Source organism: Mycolicibacterium fallax (genome assembly GCF_010726955.1).
GTDB lineage: Bacteria > Actinomycetota > Actinomycetes > Mycobacteriales > Mycobacteriaceae > Mycobacterium > Mycobacterium fallax.
Map to the genome: position 1 here is coordinate 2,713,648 of NZ_AP022603.1, position 20,157 is coordinate 2,733,804.

A 20,157-nucleotide genomic window follows, 5' to 3' on the forward strand; every position below is an offset into this window, starting at 1 on the left:
GAAAACTCACCTCTCGCTGGTCAGCTCCCGGCGCAGCTGCGCCGGAGTGCCGAACAGCGCGCGGTTGAGGGTGGCCCGCTTGAGGTAGCGATGCACGTCGGCCTCCCAGGTGTAGCCGATGCCGCCGTGCAGCTGCATGGCCTTGCCGGCCACCGCCACCGCGGCCTCACTCGCGTAGGCCTTCGCCATGATTGCGGCTCGGTGCGCCGAGGGATCACCATCGGCGACCGCAGCAACCGCGGCCCCGACCAGCTGTCGGGACACCGCGATCTGCACCGCCAGGTCGGCGCAGGCGTGCTTGACGGCCTGGAACGAGCCGATCGGCCGGCCGAACTGCTGGCGCATCGAGACGTAGTCCACCGTGGCGTCCAGCATCGCCGCAGCCACCCCGAGGCTGTCGCAGGCCACCGCCACCAGCGCCCGGTCTCCGATACTCGCCGCCTCGACACCCTCGCGGTAGCTCAGCAGCGCCCCATCCGGTACCCGCACCGCATCCACCGAAACATCGGCCAGGCAGCGGGTTTCGTCAAGTACCTGGCGTGCCGTCACGTTCAGCCCGGCGGTATCGCGGGCCAGCACCGCCACGGCGGCCCGATCGTCCGGGCCCAGCACCGGCACCAGCAGGGCCTCGGCGGCGCCGGCGTCCAGCACCAGCCCGACCCGTCCGCTCAGCAGCGCGCCATCGAAGGCGATCCGGCCGGGATCGGACGCCTCGGTTCCGGCGGTCACCGCCACCGTCGCGGCGCCCTCGGCGATCCGGGTCAGCAGCCCGTCGCGAAGCTCGCCGGGGCGCAGCATGTTCAGCAGTCCCACCCCGAGCACTGCCGAACCGAGGAAGGATCCACCGGCCACGGCGCGGCCCAGTTGCTCGCACAGCACCGCCGTTTCCCGGAACGATGCCCCAGCCCCGCCGAGGTCGTCGTCGACTTCCATTCCGGTCCAGCCCAATTCGGCCAGCAACTCGCCCGGCACCGCCGTGCCGATCCGGGCACCGAGCACCTCGGCGGCCACCGACCGCAGTTCGTCGTGCAATTCGGAGAAGTCGCTCACGCCACACCCGGTTCCCGCGGCAGCCCGAGGCCGCGCTCGGCGATGATGGTCCGCTGGATCTCGCTGGCACCGCCGGGAATCGTCCACTCCCAGGAACCAATGAAGTCGAGCACCCAGGAACCCGATTCCCAGCCGCTGGACTGCGGTTTGGTCAGCACGGTGTGCGCGGCCACCCCGCCGAGTTCGGCACCGAAGTCGGTCATCCGTTGCAGCAGTTCGCTGTAGTACAGCTTGACGATGGAAGCGTCGGCGGCCCCGGCGGTGCCGGCGTGGCTGCGCTCCACCAGGTCTGCGCACAGACCGCGCAGCCCGGCGATCTCGATCTCGAAACCGGCCAGCCGGTCCGCGGCCACCGCGTCCCCGGGCGGGCAGGCCGCCGCCAGCCACCGCAGTCCGGCGTTGCCGAGGCGTTCGGCCAACTCCAGCATGGTCATCCCGCGTTCGGCGCCCAGGGTCGCCTGGGCGACCTGCCAGCCGGCGTTCTCCGCCCCGATCAGATTCGCCTCGGGAATCCGGACATCGTTGAGGAACACCTCGCAGAAGTGCGAGTCCCCCAGCGCATTCCGGATCGGCCGAACCGTGACCCCGGGGCTGCGCATGTCCATCAGGAAGTAGGAGATGCCGCGGCGCTTCGGGGCGTCGGGGTCGGTGCGGGCCAGCAGCAGGCACCAGTCGGCGTGCGCGCCGCCGCTGGCCCACAGCTTCTGGCCGTTGACGACGAACTCGTCGCCGTCGCGGCGGGCGGTGGTGCGCAGCGACGCCAGATCGGAGCCGGCCTCCGGTTCGGAGAAACCCTGCACCCAGATCTCCCCGTCGAGGATCGCCGGCAGGTGCCTGCGGCGCTGCTCGTCGGTGCCGGCGACCAGCAGGGTGGAGGCCGCGTGGTGGATGCCGACGAAGGCCAGCACCAGCCGCGGCGCGTCGTGCGCGGCCAGCTCGGAGTACAGCACCACCTGGTGGGCCATCGACATGCCACCGCCCCATTCGGCGGGCCAGTGCGGCACCGCGTATCCCGCGGCGTGCAGTGTCGCGAACCAATCCTGCTGGAACGCCGCGAATTCCGTCTCGCTGGTGTCGGCCTGGGTCGCCCGCCAGTCGGTCGGCACGTGTTCGGCGCACCAGGCCCGCACCTGCTCCCGGAACGCCTGCGGGTCGGTCACGGCGTGTACAGCCCGGTCAGACCGCGCCGCCCGATCCGGGTGGCGAGCAACTCGCGGGTGGCCGAAAGGCCGTGCGGCAGCCGGCGCAGCGGCTGGCTGTAGCGCGACACCCAGCTCAGGGTGGTCTCGTCGCAGAACCCGGAGGCCCCGTGCAGCTGGTGGCAGACCCGGAACACCACCTCGGCGGCCTCGATGGCGGCCGCGCGCAGCGCCAGCGCATCATCGACGGCGTCCTCGGGTGCGGCGTGGCCGCTCCACAGCGCGTACTTGGCCAGCATCTCCAGGCCGGAGCGTTCCACCTCCGCGTCGGTGAGCTGGAACTGCGCGCCCTGGAACTTCGCCAGCGGCTGGCCGAACTGCTGGCGCAATCGCACGTGCGCGACGGTCAGCTCGATGGCGCGATCCAGCATCCCCAGCAGCGTCCAGCAGCCGAGCACCAGCCCCATCGCCAGCGCGGCATCGGACTGCTGCCCGCCGGCATCGAGCTCCAGCTCGCGGACGAACCCGTCGTGCACCGGGCCGCGGGGCGCGGCGGTGTGCAGCCGGCCGTCGAGGGTGACGGCGGTCCAGGTCAGCTCCAGCCCGCCGATCGGGGCGGCCGGGTTGGTGTCGGCGACCACCAGCAGGGCATCGGTGTCGCCGACCCGGGCCAGCCGCTCGGCCACCGGGTACGGCAGCAGCGCATGGCCGGCTGCCCGGCACAGCGCGGCGGCGGCCTCGGCGGATTCGGCGTCGGCGTACGGTTCCAGCTCCCAGGCGCCCAGGCCGGCCAGTACCGACGTGCCGAGTTCCGCGCGGCGAGCCGGGTCGGCCTCGGCGGCCAACAGCAGCTCGTCGCCGCCGGCGGCGGCGAACGCACGCCGGGCTTCGCGGCCGTATTCCAGGGCTTCCTCGGACAGTTCCAGGATCATGACGCCGCCAGCATGGCCCGGGACAGCAGGATTCGCTGCATCTCGATGCTGCCGGAGGACACCGTGGACGCCTGCGAGTAGCGCCAATGGTCCTGCACCTCGCCGCGGAACCAGCCGTAGCGGTCCCCGTCGGCCGGCGCGGCGGCCAGGATCTCCATCAGTACCTCCGCGCTGTCCTGGTCGAGTTTGGTCACCGCGATCCGGTAACCGGAGGCGTCCCCGGGCCCGACCTTGCCGTCGGCCTGGGCGGCCACCAGCCGATAGGCCAGCAGCCGGGCCCGCCTGCAGTGCACCAGCATCCGCGCCCAGCGGGCCCGCAGCTCCCCCGGCAGGTCGTCCCAGGCCTGCCCGAGGATGCCGGGTGCGGCGTGCAGCAACCGCTCGCAGCGGGCGTAGCGGGCGATCCCGACGCGTTCGAAGGACAGCACGTCCCCGACGATGGACCAGCCGGCGCCGACCTCACCGAGCACGTCGGCCTCGGTGACCCGCAGGTTGTCGAAGAACACCTCGTTGAGGTGGTGCGGACCGAGCATGGAGCGGATCGGCCGGACCTGGATGGCCGGGTCCGACATCGGGACCAGGAAAATGGTCAGGCCGGCCTGCTTCTTGCCGCCCGGTTCGAGCTTGGTGGTGCGCGCCAACAGGAAACACCACTGCGCCATGGTCGCGTAGGAGGTCCAGATCTTCTGGCCGTTGATCAACCAGCCGTCGTCGTCGCGGGTGGCGAAGGTGCGCAGCGACGCCAGGTCCGAGCCGGCCTCGGGTTCGGAGAAGCCCTGGCACCAGATCACCTCACCGGCCGCGATCGGCGGCAGGTGGGTGCGCTGCTGGGCCTCGGTGCCGTGCCGCATGATGATCGGCCCGACCCAGTTCACCCCCATGTACTGGGCACCGCGCGGTTCGTGGTGGGCCCACATCTCCTCGCGCACGACGGTCTGTTCCCACGCCGTGCTGTCCCGGCCGCCGAACCGCGCGGGCCAGGAGCTGCACAGCATGCCGTCCTCGGCGAGTGTCTTGCAGAAGCGTTGGGCGACTTGCAGATCCGCGGGATCATCACTGAACGCCCCGAGGTAGTCGTGCGGCACCTGGTCGGCGACCAGCTCACGCAGTTGTGTGCGCAGCGCGGCGGCGCCCTCACCCATGTCGAAGTCCACGGGTCCCCTTCTGTTGGATTTCGTTGAGTACCTCGGCGGTGTCGGCACCCAGTTCCGGCGCGTACCCGGCGACGTGCCCCGGAGTCCGGGAGAACCAGGTCGGCACCCCGGGAAAGCGCACCGGACCGTGCGGGGTCTGCACGGTCTCGAACAGCCCGACCGCGGCCAGGTGCGGATCGTCGAACAACGCCCCCGGCGAGTGGATCGGCGCGGCCGGAATTTCCAATTCGCGGAACAGTTCCAGCCAGTCGGCGGTGGTGCGTTCGGCCAGCGTCTCGGCGATCAGGCCGTAGACGGTGTCGATGTGCCGGGCCCGGTCGGCCAGGGTGGCGTATTCGTCGGTGGCCCAGGCGGGTTGGACGGCGCCGACGAACGCGTCCCAGTGCTTGTCGTTGTAGATCAGCGCGGCGATGTGGCCGTCCTTGGTGGCGTACGGGCGCCGGTTCGGGGCGACCGTGCGCGGGTACACCGCCGGCCCCAGCGGCGGGTCGAACATGGCGCCGTTGGCGTGCTCGACGAGCATGAAGGCGGCCATCGTCTCGAACATCGAGACCTCGACCTCCTGGCCCTCGCCGGTGCGCTCGCGGTGGAACAGCGCCATCATGGTGGCGTACAGCGCGGTCAGCCCGCCGACCTTGTCGGCGATGATGGTGCCGACGTAGCTGGCCTCGCCGGTGAGCTGCTCCTGCACGTGCGGCAACCCGCATTCGGCCTGAATGGTGTCGTCGTAGGCCGGCCGGTCGGCCTCCGGCCCGCGGCGACTGTAGCCGTAGCAGTTGGTGTAGACGATCGACGGATTGGCCTGTGCCACCGCCTCATAACCGAAGCCGAGCCGTTCGATCGCCTTGGCGCGCATGGAATGGATGAACACGTCGGCGTCGGCGATCAGCGCCCACAACGCCGCCGCGCCCTGCTCGGTGCGCAGGTCCAGCACCACGCTGCGCTTGCCGCGGTTGACGTTGACGAACACCCCGGACATCCCCGGGGCGGGCCCGACCGAGATGTAGCGGGTGTTGTCCCCGGCCGGCGGCTCGACCTTGATGACGTCGGCGCCCATGTCGGCCATGATCTGGGTGCAGTACGGCCCCATCACCATCGCGGTCAGGTCGACGACCCGGATCCCGCGCAGCGGCCCGGTCACGCCGATCCCCCACCGGCCATCGCGAAGCTGTCACCGATGTGCCGATTGTGCCCGTCGGGCACCACCGGCAGGATCCATGGGTCGCGCAGATTGCGGATGCCGTCGATCTGCGCGGCGACGTCCTCCATCGTCCAGGACGGCCGGTACACCCCGGGTGCTTCGGCGACCGCGATCCGGGCGATCCGGCCGGCGATCGCGGCGTACATTTCGCCGGTGACCGAACAGGTTTCGTGTGCCAGCCAGCCGACCGCGGGCGCGACCAGATCGGCGCCCATCGGCGGGTAGGCCGAGGTGTCCAGCCCCTCGGCCATCCGGGTCAGCGCGGCGGGCGCGATGACGTTGCATTTGATGCCGGCCTCGGCGCCCTCGAGTGCGGCCACATTGGACAGCCCGACGATGCCGGACTTGGCGGCGGCGTAGTTGGCGACCTGGTGGTTGCCGTACAACCCGCCGATCGACGAGGTCAGCACCACCCGGCCGTAGCCGGCCGCGCGCATCCGGGCGAAGGCCGGTTGCAGGACGTGAAACGCGCCGCGCAGGTGTACATCGAGAACCGCGTCGAAATCCTCGGGTGTCATTTCCGCCAGCGGTGCCCGCCGCACGTTGCCGGCGTTGTGGATCAGCGCGTCGACGCGGCCGAACGCGGACACCGCGGTGTCGATGATCGCCGCGCCGCCCTCCGGCGTGGCCACCGATGCGCTGCAACCGACCGCCTCGCCGCCGGCCGCGACGATCTCCTCGACGACGGCGGCGGCCGGCCCGGGATCGGCTCCCGCGCCGGTCAGTTCACCGCCGACATCGTTGACGACGACCCGGGCCCCGCGCGCGGCGAGCAGCAGCGCGTATTCCCGGCCGAGTCCACGCCCGGCGCCGGTGACCACGGCGACGCGGCCGTCGAAGCGCAGTTCGGTCACGTCAGCTCGAGGCCTTCCAGGTCGCCGCGGTCGCGCCACTGGGCGAGCAGGTCGCCGAACTCGTAGAAGCCCGGCGAGTAGAAGTCGCCGAGGAAGCCACCGTTGTTCACCGCCGCGCCGCGCCCCTCGTTGTTGTAATAGCCGGGCGTGCAGGAGAGTTCGAACGCCGAGTTGTCGAGCGCGAGTTCCCGAACGGTGTCCACCCAGCCCTGCTGGCCGGCCTCGCTGGGTTCGACGGTGCCGGCGCCGCGCTTCTGCGCTTCGGCGATGATGTAGGCGATGTGTTCGGCCTGCTGCTCGAACATCGCCGTGGTGTTGGCCGAAACGCCGCCCTGGATGAATCCGGTGAAGAACTGGTTCGGGAAGCCGCGGCTGGTCATCCCGTGCAGCGTCTGATACCGATCGTGCCAGTAGTCGAACAGCGACAGTCCGTCGCGGCCTTCGATGCGGTCGATGGCGTAGCGGCGACTCAGCTCGGTGGAGATCTCGAATCCGCTGGCGAACACCACGCAGTCCACCTCGTACTCGACCCCGTCGGCGACGATGCCCTTCTCGGTCAGCCGCTCCACGCCCTTGGTCTCCGAGACGTCGACCAGCCGCACGTTGGGCAGATTGAACGCCGGCAAATAGGTCTCGCTCGACGTCGGCCGCTTGCACATGAACCGGTAGTACGGCTTGAGGGCCTCGGCGGTCTGCGGATCGTCCACCAGATCATCGATGCGGCGACGCAGCCGCTCCATGATCTTGTAGTCCTCCTCCTCCCGGATCGCCATGATCTCTTCCAGGCCCAGGGCCGCCGGGTTCTCCGCGCCGGCGATCCGCGCGGACATGTTGCGGCCCAGCTCGGTCCAGAAGTCGCAGACCAGATCCGGCTGCCCGAACACCACCCCGACAAACGGTGACCAGTTGTGGAAGTTGCGCTTGCGCTCCTCCTGCCAGCCGGGCTGCAGCTCGGCCGCCCACTGCGGGTCGGTCGGGGGGTTGGATCGCGCGTCCACCGACGACGGGGTGCGCTGGAACACGATGAGTTCCTTGGCGTCTCGGCCCAGGTGCGGCACCAGCTGGACGCCGGTGGCACCGGTTCCCACCAGCGCGACCCGCTTGCCGGCCAGCTTGTGCAGGCCGCCGGTCCCATCACCGCCGGTGTAGTCGTAGTCCCACCGCGCCGAGTGGAAGGCGTGCCCGCCGGCCGCCAGGTACTCCTGAATCCCCGGGATTCCGGGCAGTTTCGGCTTGTTGTAGGAGCCCTGCGCCATCACCACGAACCGGGCGCGCAGCTCGTCGCCGCGGTTGGTGGTGACCCGCCAGCGGCGAAGGTCGTCATCCCAGCGCAGCGTCTCGACCTGCGTGGAGAAGATGGCGCCGTCGTAGAGACCGAAATGCTTGGCCATCCGCTGGCAGTGCGCGAAGATCTCGGCGCCGTCGGCGAACTTTTTGCTCGGCACGAAGCCGAGTTCCTCCAGCATCGGGATGTAGCAGTAGGCGTCGTTGTCGCACTGGATGCCCGGGAAGCGGTTCCAGTACCAGACCCCACCGAAGTCGCCGGCCATGTCGATGACGCGGATGTCGGTGACGCCGGCCTTCTTCAGGTATGCACCGGCCAGCAGTCCGGCGAAGCCGCCGCCGAGCACCAGCACCTCGACGTCGTTGTCGATCCGATCGCGCGGCGTGACCGGGGTGTAGGGATCCAGCTCGTAGAGGTCGGCGAGATCGCCGTCGAGGTCGAGGTATTGCGCCGCACCTTCGGTGCGGACCCGCTTCTGGCGTTCGGCGGCGTACCGGGCCCGCATCGCCTCGATGTCGACGTCCTGCGGGACCTCGGTGGGTCCGCACTCGGTGACGGCCTCGGTCATGCGTGGACGTCCTCGGGCAGCGCGGCCGGATGCAGCGGGGCGGGCATGTCGTGGACGGCGGGGAGCACCTCGGCGGCGAACAGCCGGGTGGATTCCATCGCCTTCTCGTACGGCATGGTGCCGAACTGCGGGACGATGGTGACCTCGCAGAACGAGCAGGCCTCCTGGGCGGCCTTGAGCTTCTCGAACACCGTCTCCGGGGTGCCGATCAGCAGGTTGGAGGCGTGGTATCCGGGCGGCCCGCCCTTCTTCTGGTTGCCGACCTCCGAGGCCAGCAGCGCGGTGGCGCTGGCCTCCCGGTTGGCGTAGGCCTCGTAGCCCTTGACCCCGGTGAAGTTGGAGGCGTCGGCGAATCCGTAGTGCACGTTGACATCCCGGTTCGCGGTCCAGATCCATTCCTCGGTCTGGGCGACCTCGTCCTCGCTCGGCACGCAGTACATGAACATCACGTTCTTGGGCTGGCACGGCGCCAGGCCCTCCTCGGCGCGGAAGGTGTTGACCTTGCGGACTTCCTCGCCGGCGTCGGTGATCGGCTTGTTGCCGACGAACAGCGGCACCATGCCGCGGCGGGACAGGATCTCCAGGGACTCCGCGGTCGAGGAGGAGCTGTAGATCCGGTCGTACAGGTCGGTGCTGATCGGCTCGGGTCGCAGCGACATCTCCGGGAAGGAGAAGATCTTGCCGTCGTAGGAGAACCGTTCCCCGGAGAACGCGAGCTTGAGGATGTCCAGGGTCTCGTTGAACCGGTCGCGGCTCTCCTCGCGGGGCACGCCGACCGCGTCGAACTCGCTCTTGGACACGCCGCGGCCCAGCCCGATGGTGGTGTAGCGGCCCTTGGAAACGATGTCCAGGTAGGCGATCTGGGTGGCCAGCCGTACCGGGTTCCACCACGGCACGACGGCGACGAAGGTGCCCAGGCTGACCCGCTCGGTGCGGCCGGCGAAGTAGGTGAGCGCCTGAATCGGGTTGGGCGTCATCCCGTACGGGGTCCCGTGGTGTTCCGGGAACCAGATGCCGTCGAAGCCCAGCGGTTCGGCCAGATCGCCGAGGGCGAGCGCGGCCTGCACGCAGGCCGCGTCCGGGGTGGCCGGGGGTGTGCTGAAGTCGCCTGCGAGCACCCGCTCCCAGTCGTGGGAGTTCTGCGCCCCGGTACCGAGGTTGACCTTCACTATTTCTCCTTGATTTCGCGGGGTTCGCCGGCGCCCAGGTATTTCGACAATTGGGTGTGCAGGTTGACGGTGCTGCGTTCGCGGTACGGGTTGGGCAGGGTGCCGGGGAAGCCGGCGGACTTCATCCCCTGCTGCACCGCCGCCATGTTTGAGAAGTCCTGTGGGAGCACGGATTTCCAGCGTGGATCACCGACCGGGGTGTATTCCCATTCGGTTTCGGGCTCTTCGCCGGGCGGGTACAGCTCGAACACCGACACCTCGAAGATGCACTTGTCGGGGTTGTAGCCCGGGTCGGGGCGCGCCGAGTAGCACAGCGCACTGGTCAGGCCCTGGCCCACCTGGAAGTTCGGGAAGATCTGCCAGGCGGTGCCGCTCTGGCCGAGGATCTCCGGCGGGATGGTCGGCCAGATCACTCCGCGTGCGGCGTCGTCGGCGCGCGCGGAGGCCAGCCAGTGTTCGAGGACCTTCTCCGGCGGGGTGCCCTCGGGGAGTTCGTCGACCAGCCGCAGCGCCGCGTTGACCAGGGTTTGGGTGGTCGTCGCGTTGGTCTCCTCCATGGTGTAGACCTGCATCTCGGCGGTGGAGATGCGCGGGTCCCCGGTGCCCAGCCGGATCTTGGATTTGGTTTCCGCCAGGTCCTTCGGCGCGTCGTAGCCGATGTTGGAGTGCTTGCCCTGGGCCTTGGCCCAGCCCTTGAACTCCCCGAACCGGTTGAACTCGGGGTGGGTGGTGAAGACGTGGTAGGTCTCGTTGAAGGCCTCCAGCGCGACCTTCCAGTTGCAGTCGAAGTGCACCCATTTGCGCCACTTGCAGCGCATGTTCTCCAGGCCGAACGGGTCGAGGATCTTGGCGGCCGGGTGTAGGTAGTCGGCCAGCGATTCGGCGTCGGGGTCCATGTTGATCCACAGCCAGCCGCCCCAGATGTCCACCCGCACCGGCGCCAGGTGGGTGTTGTCGGCGGTCAGTGCGCCCTGCCAGTCGTCGCGCTCCCGGATGTGGGTGCAGGCGCCGTCCAGACCGTAGGTCCAGCCGTGGAAGCCGCAGACGAAGGACTTGCGGGCCCGGCCGCAGGCCGACTTGGCCCCGGGTTCGGCGTCGACCAGGCGGCGGCCGCGGTGCATGCAGACGTTGTGGTGCGCGGCGAAATCCTCGGCGGAGTTCCCGGTTCCGGTGCGCGCCACAATGATCGAGTCGTCGAGGATGTCGTAGGTCAGGTAGCTGCCCACCTCGGGCACCTCCTCGACCCGGCCGACCTGCTGCCAGACCTTGCGCCACAACCGGTCTCGTTCGGCGCGGGCGTACTCCGGCGAGATGTAGGCCGCCACGTCGATGGTCACCGGCGCGGCAAGCTCCTCGGCGACCGGGCTGTCCGGGTCGGCGGGGCTGGTGGTGGTCATGGTGCCTCCCAACGTGTGATGGCGGACCGGAAATCGTCGTCGGCGAGAAAAAGCGAGGTGTTGTCCGCGCCGAGGTGAGTCCAGCGCAGGTCCAGACCGCCGTCGACGAGCAGGGTCTGGCCGGTGACGTAGCCGGACAGCGCCGACAGCAGGAACAGGATCGGTCCGGCCTGCTCCTGTGGTGTGCCGCGGCGGCCCATCGCGATCGCGCGGCGGTCCCGCTCGGGGTCGGCCGCGACGTAGGTCGCCGAGGCCGGGGTCTCGGTGACCCCCGGTGCGACGGCGTTGACCCGGATGCCGTGGCCGGCCAGCTCGACGGCCATGGTGCGGGTCGCCGCGACGATCGCGGCCTTGGCGGTGCCGTAGCCGATGTGTAGCGGGGCGGTGTTCATCCCGCTGATCGAGGACACCGAGACGATGGAGCCCGGCCGGCCGGTCTCGCGCAACCGGGCGGCCACCGCCTGGCTCATGAAGAACATCGTCTCCAGGTTCTGGGCGAAGAGCGCACGCCAGTCCTCGCGGCTGACCCGGGTCGACGGCATCCAGGTGGCCGGGTCGGCGCCGCCGGCGACGTTGACCAGGCCGTGCAGCGGGGCGCCGGTGGCCTCGGCGGCGGCCAGGGTGGTGGCGATGCCGGCGTCGGTGCCGGCGTCGGCGGCCACCGGGACGATCGGCAGGCCTTCGGCCACCAGCGGCCCGATGTGCCGGTCCAGGTTCTCCGGCGAGCGGCTCACCGCGACGACGGTGGCGCCGGCCCGGGCGACGGCCTCGGTCACCGCGGTGCCGATGCCGCCGCCGGCGGCGCCGGACACGATCACCGTGCGGCCGTTCAGCCCCAGCAGATCCGTCACCCAAACTCCCATTTAGTCCGGACAAATAATGCTCATTGCTCCAACGCAGAACATCATTCTCCAGAGTCGGCGATGCCGTCAAGTGCCAATATCCGGCCCCTGTCGCACTATTGTCCAGACCAGGGCGTCTTGGTAGTGTTTTGCGCGTGACCAGCGGATCCCCGACGCGTTACCCCCTTTCCACGCCCCCTGCGGCCGCCCCGGGCTGGCGGCTGGACCGGATCAGCCCGCCGAGCCGGGTGTTCGGCGCCAACGGTCTGCGCACTGGTCCGGACGGTCGGGTGTACATCGCCCAGGTGACCGGCAGCCAGATCAGCGCCCTGAACATCCACACCGGCGCCGTGACGGCGATCAGCCCGAAGGGCGGCGACATCGTCGCCCCCGATGACGTGGCCTTCGACCCGGCCGGCCGGCTGATCGCCACCGAGGTGATGAACGGCCGGGTGTCCATCCTGGAGAACGGGGTGGCCCGGGTGGTGCGCGACGACCTGCCGTCGGCCAACGGCATCACCGTGCACCAGGGCCGGTTGTTCATCGGCGAATGCCGGCCCGGTGGCCGGCTGTGGGAACTGGACGCCGACGGCGGGCCGTCGCGGCTGATCGCCGAGAACCTGCCCTCGCCCAACGCGATGGAGTTCGGCCCGGACGGGCTGCTGTATTTCCCGGTGATGGAGGCCAACGAGATCTGGCGGCTCGACCCCGACGGCGACGGCATCCCGCAGCGAGTGGCCGGCGACCTCGGGGTGCCCGACTCGGTGAAGTTCGACGCGCAGGGCTTCATCGTTTCCACCCAGGTGTACAGCGGTCAGGTGCTGCGCATCGATCCGCGCACCGGCGAGCAGCGCGTCCTGGCGCAACTGTCGCCGGGCCTGGACAACTGCACCTTCGTCGACGGGCGGCTGTTCGTCTCCAACTTCACCGGCGAGATCACCGAGATCAACGCCGACGGCAGCACCCGCGCGGCGCTGCCCGGCGGGCTGAACTGGCCACTGGATCTGGCCGTCGCCGAGGACGGCACGCTCTGGGTCGCCGACGGCACCTTCACCTACACGATGTCCGACACCGGCGAAAGTTCCGGCACCGGCGAACGCGAGATCGCCGGGATGATGTTCACCCCCGGCTATCCGGGATTCCTGCGCGGCCTGGCACCGGCCGGCCCGGGCCGGTTCCTGGTCACCACCGCCAACGGCGAGGTCGGCTACTGGCACCCGGACCCCAGCGAAACCGAGGTGCTGGCCGACGGCTTCGATCAGCTCTACGGCGTGGCCGCCGGGCCCGGCGACAGCGTGCTGGCCGTCGAGCAGGGCACCGGGCGGCTGCTGGGCATCCGCGGCGGGCAGACCGAGGTGCTCGCCACCGGCCTGCACACCCCGGTCGGTGTCGCCGTCGGCGCCGACGGCGCGGTGCTGGTCTCCGAGTCCGGCGCCGGCCGGGTGGTGCGGGTCCGCGGCGGGGCCACCGAGACGGTGGCCGACGGCCTGGACTGCCCGCACGGCCTGCTGATTCGCGGCGGCCGGGTCTACGTCGTCGACGCCGGCGCCAAGGCCGTCCTGGAGATCGACCCGGAGACCGGGACGACGCGCACCATCGCCGCCGGACTGCCGGTCGGCGCGCCGGCCGGGGTGACCCCCAAGCCGCTGCTGGGTATGCCGCCGTTCTCCGGGCCGCAGGGTCCGTTCGCCGGTATCGCCGCCGGCGCCGACGGCACGCTGTATGTCTCGGCCGATGCCGACGGCAGCGTGCTGGCCCTGCGCCGCGAGGTGCCGGCGTCGTGACCGCCACCCGCACCGACCCGCGCTACCTGCAGGTCGCGCACACCCTGCGGCAGGAGATCGTCGACGGGATCTACCCGGTCGGCTCCCAGCTGCCCACCGAACACGAACTGTGCGAACGGTTCTCGGTGAGCCGCTACACGGTGCGCGAGGCGCTGCGCCGGCTGCGCGAGGACAACCTGATCACCTCCAAGCCACGGGCCGGGACGCTGGTGGTGCCGCGCACCACCAGCGGCTCCTACGCCCAGGACGTGATGTCCATCGACGACCTGATGTCCTTTGCCACCGGGGCCCGGTTCGTCATCCAGGCCAGCCGGATGATGACGATCGACGCCGACCTGGCGCAGCGCACCGGGCTGCCGACCGGCACCGAGTGGCTGGCCGTCGGCGGCTACCGGCAGGCCGAGGACGCCGCGTTCCCGGTCTGCTTCACCGAGTACTACATCAACCGGGAGTTCGCCGCCGTCGGCCGAATCCTGCACCGGCACAACGGTCCGGTGTTCCCGTTGATCGAGGACATGTTCGGCCGCAACATCGTCGAGGTGCATCAGGAGATCACCGCGGTGCTGATGCGGACCGACCTGGCCGCCCGCCTCGACGTCGACCCGGGTACCGCCGCACTCGAGGTGCGCCGCACCTACACCACCTCCGATGACGAGGTCGCCCAGGTCACCATCAGCACCCATCCCGCCTCGCGGTACCGGTACTCGATGACGCTGCGCCGGGTGCGGGGCTAGCCGGTGGGTGCAACGCTGGGCGAGGCCCTGGCCGTCGCCGCCGCGGCGACTCCCGAGCGGGTGCTGCTGGTCGACGGCGACGTGCAACTGGATGCCGCGACCCTGTACCGGCAGTCCCTCGCGCTGGCCGGCGCGCTGCGCCAACGCTTCCCGGCCGGCTCGACCGTCTCGTTCATGCTGCCGAATTGGCATGAGGCGGCGGTGATCTACCTCGGCGCGGGCCTGGCCGGGATGGTGGTCAACCCGGTGCTGCCGTCGCTGCGGGAGCACGAGCTGTCCTTCGTCCTGGCCGACGCCGGGTCGGTGGCGATCTTCATTCCGGGTGACTTCCGCGGCCACGACTACCCGGGGATGCTGGACCGGGTGGCCGCGCAGCTGCCCGACCCGCCGGAGGTGGTGGTGGTCCGCGGCGACGGCCACACCGCGTACCAGGATCTGCTGACCGCGGCGGCTGCGACCGCAGCCCCGGCCGCCGATCCCAGTGCCGCCTCGATGACGCTCTACACCTCCGGCACCACCGGGAGACCCAAGGGCGTTCTGCACAGCCAGAATTCGCTGGCGGCGCTGCTGGCCCAGATCGGTGAGCACTGGGAGGTCGATCCGGGCGACGCCTTCCTGGTGCCCTCCCCGATCGCGCACATCGGCGGCTCCATCTATGCCTTCGAGGCCCCCCTGCTGCTCGGCAGCACCGCGATCCTGATGGACCGGTGGGACGCCGACGAGGCGGTGGCGTTGATCGACGCACGGCAGTGCACCCACATGGCCGGTGCCACACCGTTTCTGGTCGGTCTGCTGGCCGCGGCCCGGCGGGCCAGTACCCGGCTGCCGAGCCTGAAGGTGTTCATCTGCGGCGGCGCCTCGGTTCCGCCGTCGCTGATCCGCGAGGCCACCGACTACTTCGCCGGCGCCCGGGTGAGCCGGGTCTACGGCTCCACCGAGGTTCCGGTGACCACCGTCGGCTCCACCGATCCCGACGGCGCCGCCGACACCGACGGCCGGCCCGGCATCGCCGAGATCCGGCTGGTCGACGGCGAGATCCGGGCCCGCGGTCCGCAGATGCTGCTCGGCTATCGGCACGCCGACGACAACGCCGACGCCTTCGACGCCGACGGCTTCTTCCGCACCGGCGACCTGGGCCGCTGGGAGAACGGCCATGTCGTGGTGACCGGCCGGGCCAAGGATCTGATCATCCGCAACGGCGAGAACATCTCCCCCAAGGAGATCGAGGACATCCTGATCGCCGCCCCCGGCATCGCCGAGATCGCGATCGTCGGGATCCCGGACGCCCGCACCGGGGAGCGGGCCTGCGCGGTGATCGTGCCCGACGGCGCCGCAGCCACGCCGGACGTCGCCGCCCTCGCGGCGATCCTCGACGGCCTCGGGGTGGCGCGATTCAAGTTCCCCGAACGGGTCGAGATCCGGGATCGGTTGCCCCGCAACGATGCCGGCAAGATTCTCAAACATCAGATCCGCGCGCAGCTGATCGCCGCGGAACCGACGAAAGGGTGCGCATGCAGGTAGCGATCGTCACCGGCGCCAGCAGTGGGATCGGGTTCGGCTGCGCGGTTAAACTCGCCGAGTCGGGCTGCGCGGTGCTGGGCACCGGCCGCGACGCCGGGCGGCTGGCCGAGCTCACCGATGCCGTCGTCGCGGCCACCGGCGACCCGAACCGGGTCGGCACGGTCGTCGCCGATGTCACCACCGACGACGCTCCGGCACAGATCGTCGGCGCCGCGCTGGACCGCTGGGGCCGAGTCGACTTCCTGATCAACAACGCCGGCATGGGCAGCCCGAAACCGTTGCACGAGACCGACGACGAGACCCTGGACGAGTTCCTCGGGCTGATGCTGCGGGCTCCGTTCCGGCTGGCCCGCGAGGCGATCGGGCACATGACCCCGGGCTCGGCGATCATCAACATCACCTCGACCTTCGCCGTCGTCGGCGGGCTCCGCGGCGGGGCCTATTCGGCCGCCAAGGGCGGCCTGACCGCGCTGACCACCCACATCGCCTGTCAGTACGGCGCCCAGGGCATCCGGTGCAATGCGGTGGCGCCGGGCGTGACGGTCACCCCGATGGTGCAGGGCCGCCTCGACGACGACCGGTTCCGCCGGATCAACACCGAGATGACCCCGCACCAGCGGCTGGGCCGGGTCGAGGACATCGCGGCCACCGTGGCGTTCCTGTGCTCGGACGGCGGAAGTTTCATCAACGGGCAGACCATCGTGGTCGACGGCGGCTGGAGCTCCACCAAGTACCTGTCGGACTACGCACTGAGCACCGAGTGGGTGCAGCGGTGAACATGTTCACGGTGCTCGACCAGGCCGCGGCCCGGTTCCCGGACCGCGGGGCGGTATTCTCTGGCACCGAGCAGGTCGCCAACTGGGCCGAACTGCGCGATCGTGCGCGCCGGCTCGGGGCGGCGCTGCGGGCCCGGTTCGGCCCGGGCGCCCGGGTCGGCGTCGCCAGCGAGAACCGCCCGGAGATCGTCGAGCTGATGTTCGGCATCTGGGCCGCCGAGTGCGTCTTCGTCCCGCTGAACTTCAAGCTGCATCCGCGCGAGATGGCCGACATCCTCGCCGACTGCGACGCCGCAACGGTTTTCGCTTCGCCCAAGCTCGCCGGCGGCCTGGCCGGCGCCGGGGTGGGCCCGGTCGAGGTGCTCGGAACCGATGGCTACGCCGAGTGGTTCGCCGGCGAACCGGGGGCCGCGCCGGACACCGACCCCGAGGAGCTGGCCTGGCTGTTCTACACCAGCGGGACCACCGGAAAGTCCAAGGGCGCCATGCTGTCCCACCGGAACCTGATGGCGATGACGGTCGCGCACCTGGCCGATTTCGACGACCCCGACGAGAACGCCGCCCTGGTGCACGGCGCCCCGATGTCGCACGGCTCCGGCCTTTACATCCCGCCGTACGTGCTGCGCGGTGCCCGGCAGGTGATCCCGGCATCCGGCGCCTTCGATCCCGGGGAGTTCCTCGACCTGTGCGAGCAGCACCCCGGCGCCGCGGCGTTCCTGGCCCCGACGATGGTGGGCCGACTGGTGGCGACCGGGCGGCCGCGGCCGGCAAACCTGCGGACCGTCGTCTACGGCGGCGGACCGATGTACGTCGAGAGCCTCAAGGCCGCGCTGGACGCGTTCGGCCCGGTCTTCGTGCAGTTGTACGGACAGGGTGAGGCGCCGATGACCATCACCGGACTGCGCCGCGCCGATCATCTTGACGCCGACGGCGGCTGGGCCCCCGACGAGGTGCTGGGCTCGGTCGGCCATCCGCGATCCGGGGTGCAGGTCGCGGTGTGGCGGCCCGACGGCACCCCCGCCGAGATCGGGGAGATCGGTGAAATCGTTTGTCGCGGCGACGTGGTCATGTCGGGCTACTGGAACAACCCGGCAGCCTCGGCGGCGACGCTGGCCGGCGGCTGGCTGCACACCGGGGACATGGGCTCGGTCGATGCCCGCGGGAATCTGACGCTGCGGGACCGCTCCAAGGATGTGGTGATCAGCGGGGGCAGCAACATCTACCCGCGCGAGGTGGAGGAGGTGCTGATCGCCCACCCCGGCGTCACCGAGGCCGCGGTGATCGGCGCCCCGGACCCGGAGTGGGGCGAGGTCGTCGTCGCGTTCGTGGTGGCCGGCGGCTCGGCACCCACGCCCGCCGAGCTCGACGCCCACCTGCTCGACCGGATCGCCCGGTTCAAGCGGCCCAAGCGCTACGTATTCCTCGACGAGCTGCCCAAGAGCAGCTACGGCAAGGTGCTCAAACGGGAACTGCGCGAACGACTCTGACGCCGGATTCACCGGTGGGTACGTCACCGGCGAGCCGAAGGACGGCCCCCGATTTTTCTCAGAGATTCCTCATGGTTGGGGTCCCGATTTGTCGGTTCCGGGGCCGGTTTCTGTCGGTGGCTCGATCTAACGTTCTATACATGGGGAACAGTGCGTACGCCGACCGGGACACCGTCCTGGCAGCACTGGCCGCCGCCGAATCCGCGGCCGCCGCCCTGGCCGGTTGCCGCCTCGACGGGTTCACCCCCGAAGAACTCCTCGACGTGCTGGCCCGCCGCCAAGCCCTCGCCTGGGCCGCCCCGGCGTTCGATCACACCCTGACCGCCCACCTGGCCGCCACCGCCGACCCCGGCGTGCTCGGGGCAGCCAGCCTCAAACTCGTGCTCGCCGAACGGCTCCGCATCTCCCGCCGCGCCGCCGCCCGCCGCCTCGCCGAGGCCGCCGACCTCGGCCCCCGCACCACCCCGGGCGGCCAACCGCTGGAACCCCGACTCCCGGCGGTGGCCGCGGCGGTGGCCGCCGGGGCCATCGGGCCCGAACACGTGGACATCGCCCGCGACATCTACCGGCAACTCCCGGCGAACCTGGACCCCGACTACCGCCAAGCCGCCGAAGCAGACCTGGCCGGACTGGCCACCCAGTTCGCCCCCGAGCAATACCGCACCCTCGCCACCCATTTGTTGACGATCCTGGACCCCGACGGCGACTACCAGGAACGCGCCCGCCGCGCCCAGCGCGGCCTGACCCTGGGCCCGCAACGCCGCGACGGCATGAGCGCCCTGCACGGCACCCTGACCCCCGAAGCCCGCGCCACCCTGGAGCCGATCCTGGCCAAACTCGCCGCCCCCGGCATGTGCAACCCCAACGACGAACACCCGTGTGTCAGTGGGACCCCAAGCCAGGAGCAGATCAGCGCCGATCAGCGCAGCGCCGCCCAACGCGGCCACGACGCCCTGATCGCCCTGTGCCGCGCCGTCCTGGCCGCCGGAGACCTCGGAAAACTCAACGGCCTACCAGTGACCGTGGTCATCACCGCCACCCTCGCCGAACTCCACGCCGCCGCCGCCACCCACCCCGACGCCACCCCCAACTGGACCAACACCCACAACAACGGTGGCGGCGAAGACCACGGCAACCACGGCGGCACCACCCCCACCAGCAGCAACGATGGCGGCAACAGAGATGCCGCTGACTCCGGTGGTGGTGCCGGCGGCGGGTCGTGCCCGCCCGGGTCTGCGGTCCTGGGTCCGGCCCCGGCCCTGAACCCCGACAATGGGTGGGCCATCACCGCCGGCGGCACCCGCGTCCCCATGCGCGACCTCCTGCGCATGGCCAGCCACGCCCACCACTACCTGAGCATCTTCGACGGCCACGGCCGCGCCCTATGGCTCGGCCGCTCCAAACGCCTGGCCACCGCCGACCAACGCCTGGTCCTGTTCAGCCGAGAACGCGGCTGCACCCGGCCCGGCTGCCCCGAACCCTTCTACCGAACCCAAGCCCACCACCTCGACCCCTGGACCCCCAAACCCGGCACCACCAGCCCACCCCAACCCGGCAGCCGCGGCGACCCCGGCGACCCCAACCCACCCAATGGTGCCCCTGGTGCCCCTGGTGCGGCCGGGGAGCCCGGTGCGGCCGATGCGGCGGGCGGGAACACCAATATCGACGACCTCGCCCTGGCCTGCCGCGCCGACAACAACATGGCCGACAAATTCCACTGGACCACCATCCGCAACACCGACGGCTACGTCGAATGGATCCCCCCACCCGCCCTGGACCGCGGCCAACCCCGCACCAACACCATCAACTTCCCCGAACAACTCCTGGCCCGCTACCGCAACCTGCGCCAAACCCACCCCGACCAGGACCTCCCACCCCAAGACGAACCGCACTGGCTCGACCAAGCCATCGACGCCCACCGCCGCTACGACACCGACCCCACCGACACCGAACTCACCCAACAACTCATCCTCGACAACACCCCCTACCCCGACGACTGGAACGACCCCAGCACCTGGCAGAAAATCCGGCCCGGCGACACCGACGACACCGCAGACGACACCGACCACAACACCGAGGACGACCCCGGCACCAGCGACGACACCGACTGGGCCGACCACCCCGACCGGTACGACGACGACACCACCGACCCCGGCTGGTACGACGACGAAACCACCCTCACCGCAACCGAACTCGCAAACCAGTCACACCCCGCCGACCCCGACAGCCACACTGCATAACCCCGCCCGGCCGCCCCACCACCA

Annotated in this window: 16 protein-coding genes; 6 read left to right on the top strand and 10 right to left on the bottom strand. The window is 70.6% G+C overall.

The features are described 5' to 3' along the window. Nucleotides 1-6 precede the first annotated feature (6 nt). Genes G6N10_RS12940 through G6N10_RS12985 form a run of 10 tightly spaced genes read right to left on the bottom strand, consistent with a single transcriptional unit; the run spans nucleotide 7 to nucleotide 11,600 of the window. Nucleotides 7-1,050 (bottom strand): acyl-CoA dehydrogenase family protein, encoded by a 1,044-nt coding sequence (locus G6N10_RS12940; RefSeq protein WP_085098800.1) that lies wholly within the window; start codon nucleotides 1,048-1,050, stop codon nucleotides 7-9. Further along, nucleotides 1,047-2,210, bottom strand: a complete 1,164-nt coding sequence (locus tag G6N10_RS12945; RefSeq protein ID WP_085098803.1) for an acyl-CoA dehydrogenase family protein — start codon at nucleotides 2,208-2,210, stop codon at nucleotides 1,047-1,049. The genes G6N10_RS12940 and G6N10_RS12945 overlap by 4 nt, the downstream gene beginning before the upstream one ends. Further along, nucleotides 2,207-3,121 (bottom strand): acyl-CoA dehydrogenase family protein, encoded by a 915-nt coding sequence (locus tag G6N10_RS12950; RefSeq protein ID WP_085098806.1) that lies wholly within the window; start codon nucleotides 3,119-3,121, stop codon nucleotides 2,207-2,209. Before G6N10_RS12950 ends, G6N10_RS12945 begins: the two co-directional genes overlap by 4 nt. After that, the gene (locus tag G6N10_RS12955; protein WP_085098809.1) at nucleotides 3,118-4,275 is read right to left on the bottom strand and encodes an acyl-CoA dehydrogenase family protein; all 1,158 of its coding nucleotides are present in this window, start codon (nucleotides 4,273-4,275) and stop codon (nucleotides 3,118-3,120) included. Before G6N10_RS12955 ends, G6N10_RS12950 begins: the two co-directional genes overlap by 4 nt. Further along, entirely contained in the window at nucleotides 4,256-5,422 is a 1,167-nt protein-coding gene (locus tag G6N10_RS12960; RefSeq protein ID WP_179962897.1) for a CaiB/BaiF CoA transferase family protein, read from the bottom strand. Before G6N10_RS12960 ends, G6N10_RS12955 begins: the two co-directional genes overlap by 20 nt. Beyond that, complete coding sequence (locus tag G6N10_RS12965; protein ID WP_085098813.1) at nucleotides 5,413-6,330, bottom strand: SDR family NAD(P)-dependent oxidoreductase; 918 nt, start codon at nucleotides 6,328-6,330, stop codon at nucleotides 5,413-5,415. The genes G6N10_RS12960 and G6N10_RS12965 overlap by 10 nt, the downstream gene beginning before the upstream one ends. Further along, a complete protein-coding gene (locus G6N10_RS12970) occupies nucleotides 6,327-8,183 on the bottom strand; it encodes a flavin-containing monooxygenase (RefSeq protein WP_085098815.1) in 1,857 nt (618 codons plus the stop codon). Before G6N10_RS12970 ends, G6N10_RS12965 begins: the two co-directional genes overlap by 4 nt. Beyond that, entirely contained in the window at nucleotides 8,180-9,352 is a 1,173-nt protein-coding gene (locus G6N10_RS12975) for an LLM class flavin-dependent oxidoreductase (RefSeq protein WP_085098818.1), read from the bottom strand. The genes G6N10_RS12970 and G6N10_RS12975 overlap by 4 nt, the downstream gene beginning before the upstream one ends. Next, the gene (locus G6N10_RS12980) at nucleotides 9,352-10,749 is read right to left on the bottom strand and encodes an aromatic ring-hydroxylating oxygenase subunit alpha (RefSeq protein ID WP_085098821.1); all 1,398 of its coding nucleotides are present in this window, start codon (nucleotides 10,747-10,749) and stop codon (nucleotides 9,352-9,354) included. The genes G6N10_RS12975 and G6N10_RS12980 overlap by 1 nt, the downstream gene beginning before the upstream one ends. Then, entirely contained in the window at nucleotides 10,746-11,600 is an 855-nt protein-coding gene (locus G6N10_RS12985) for an SDR family NAD(P)-dependent oxidoreductase (RefSeq protein ID WP_109750580.1), read from the bottom strand. Before G6N10_RS12985 ends, G6N10_RS12980 begins: the two co-directional genes overlap by 4 nt. Nucleotides 11,601-11,746: 146 nt before the next feature. Here G6N10_RS12985 and G6N10_RS12990 point away from each other — a divergent pair, with 146 nt between their 5' ends. From G6N10_RS12990 to G6N10_RS20440, 6 genes are all read left to right on the top strand, one after another. Then, on the top strand, nucleotides 11,747-13,375 hold the full coding sequence (locus G6N10_RS12990; RefSeq protein WP_085098827.1) for an SMP-30/gluconolactonase/LRE family protein: 1,629 nt from the start codon (nucleotides 11,747-11,749) through the stop codon (nucleotides 13,373-13,375). Next, on the top strand, nucleotides 13,372-14,109 hold the full coding sequence (locus G6N10_RS12995) for a GntR family transcriptional regulator (RefSeq protein ID WP_085098830.1): 738 nt from the start codon (nucleotides 13,372-13,374) through the stop codon (nucleotides 14,107-14,109). Before G6N10_RS12990 ends, G6N10_RS12995 begins: the two co-directional genes overlap by 4 nt. 3 nt (nucleotides 14,110-14,112) lie before the next feature. Further along, nucleotides 14,113-15,630, top strand: a complete 1,518-nt coding sequence (locus G6N10_RS13000; protein ID WP_085098833.1) for an AMP-binding protein — start codon at nucleotides 14,113-14,115, stop codon at nucleotides 15,628-15,630. After that, nucleotides 15,621-16,406, top strand: a complete 786-nt coding sequence (locus G6N10_RS13005; RefSeq protein ID WP_085098836.1) for an SDR family NAD(P)-dependent oxidoreductase — start codon at nucleotides 15,621-15,623, stop codon at nucleotides 16,404-16,406. The genes G6N10_RS13000 and G6N10_RS13005 overlap by 10 nt, the downstream gene beginning before the upstream one ends. Continuing rightward, the gene (locus G6N10_RS13010) at nucleotides 16,403-17,893 is read left to right on the top strand and encodes an AMP-binding protein (RefSeq protein WP_085098839.1); all 1,491 of its coding nucleotides are present in this window, start codon (nucleotides 16,403-16,405) and stop codon (nucleotides 17,891-17,893) included. Before G6N10_RS13005 ends, G6N10_RS13010 begins: the two co-directional genes overlap by 4 nt. 140 nt (nucleotides 17,894-18,033) lie before the next feature. Further along, a complete protein-coding gene (locus G6N10_RS20440; RefSeq protein ID WP_244960456.1) occupies nucleotides 18,034-20,133 on the top strand; it encodes an HNH endonuclease signature motif containing protein in 2,100 nt (699 codons plus the stop codon). Nucleotides 20,134-20,157: the final 24 nt, after the last annotated feature.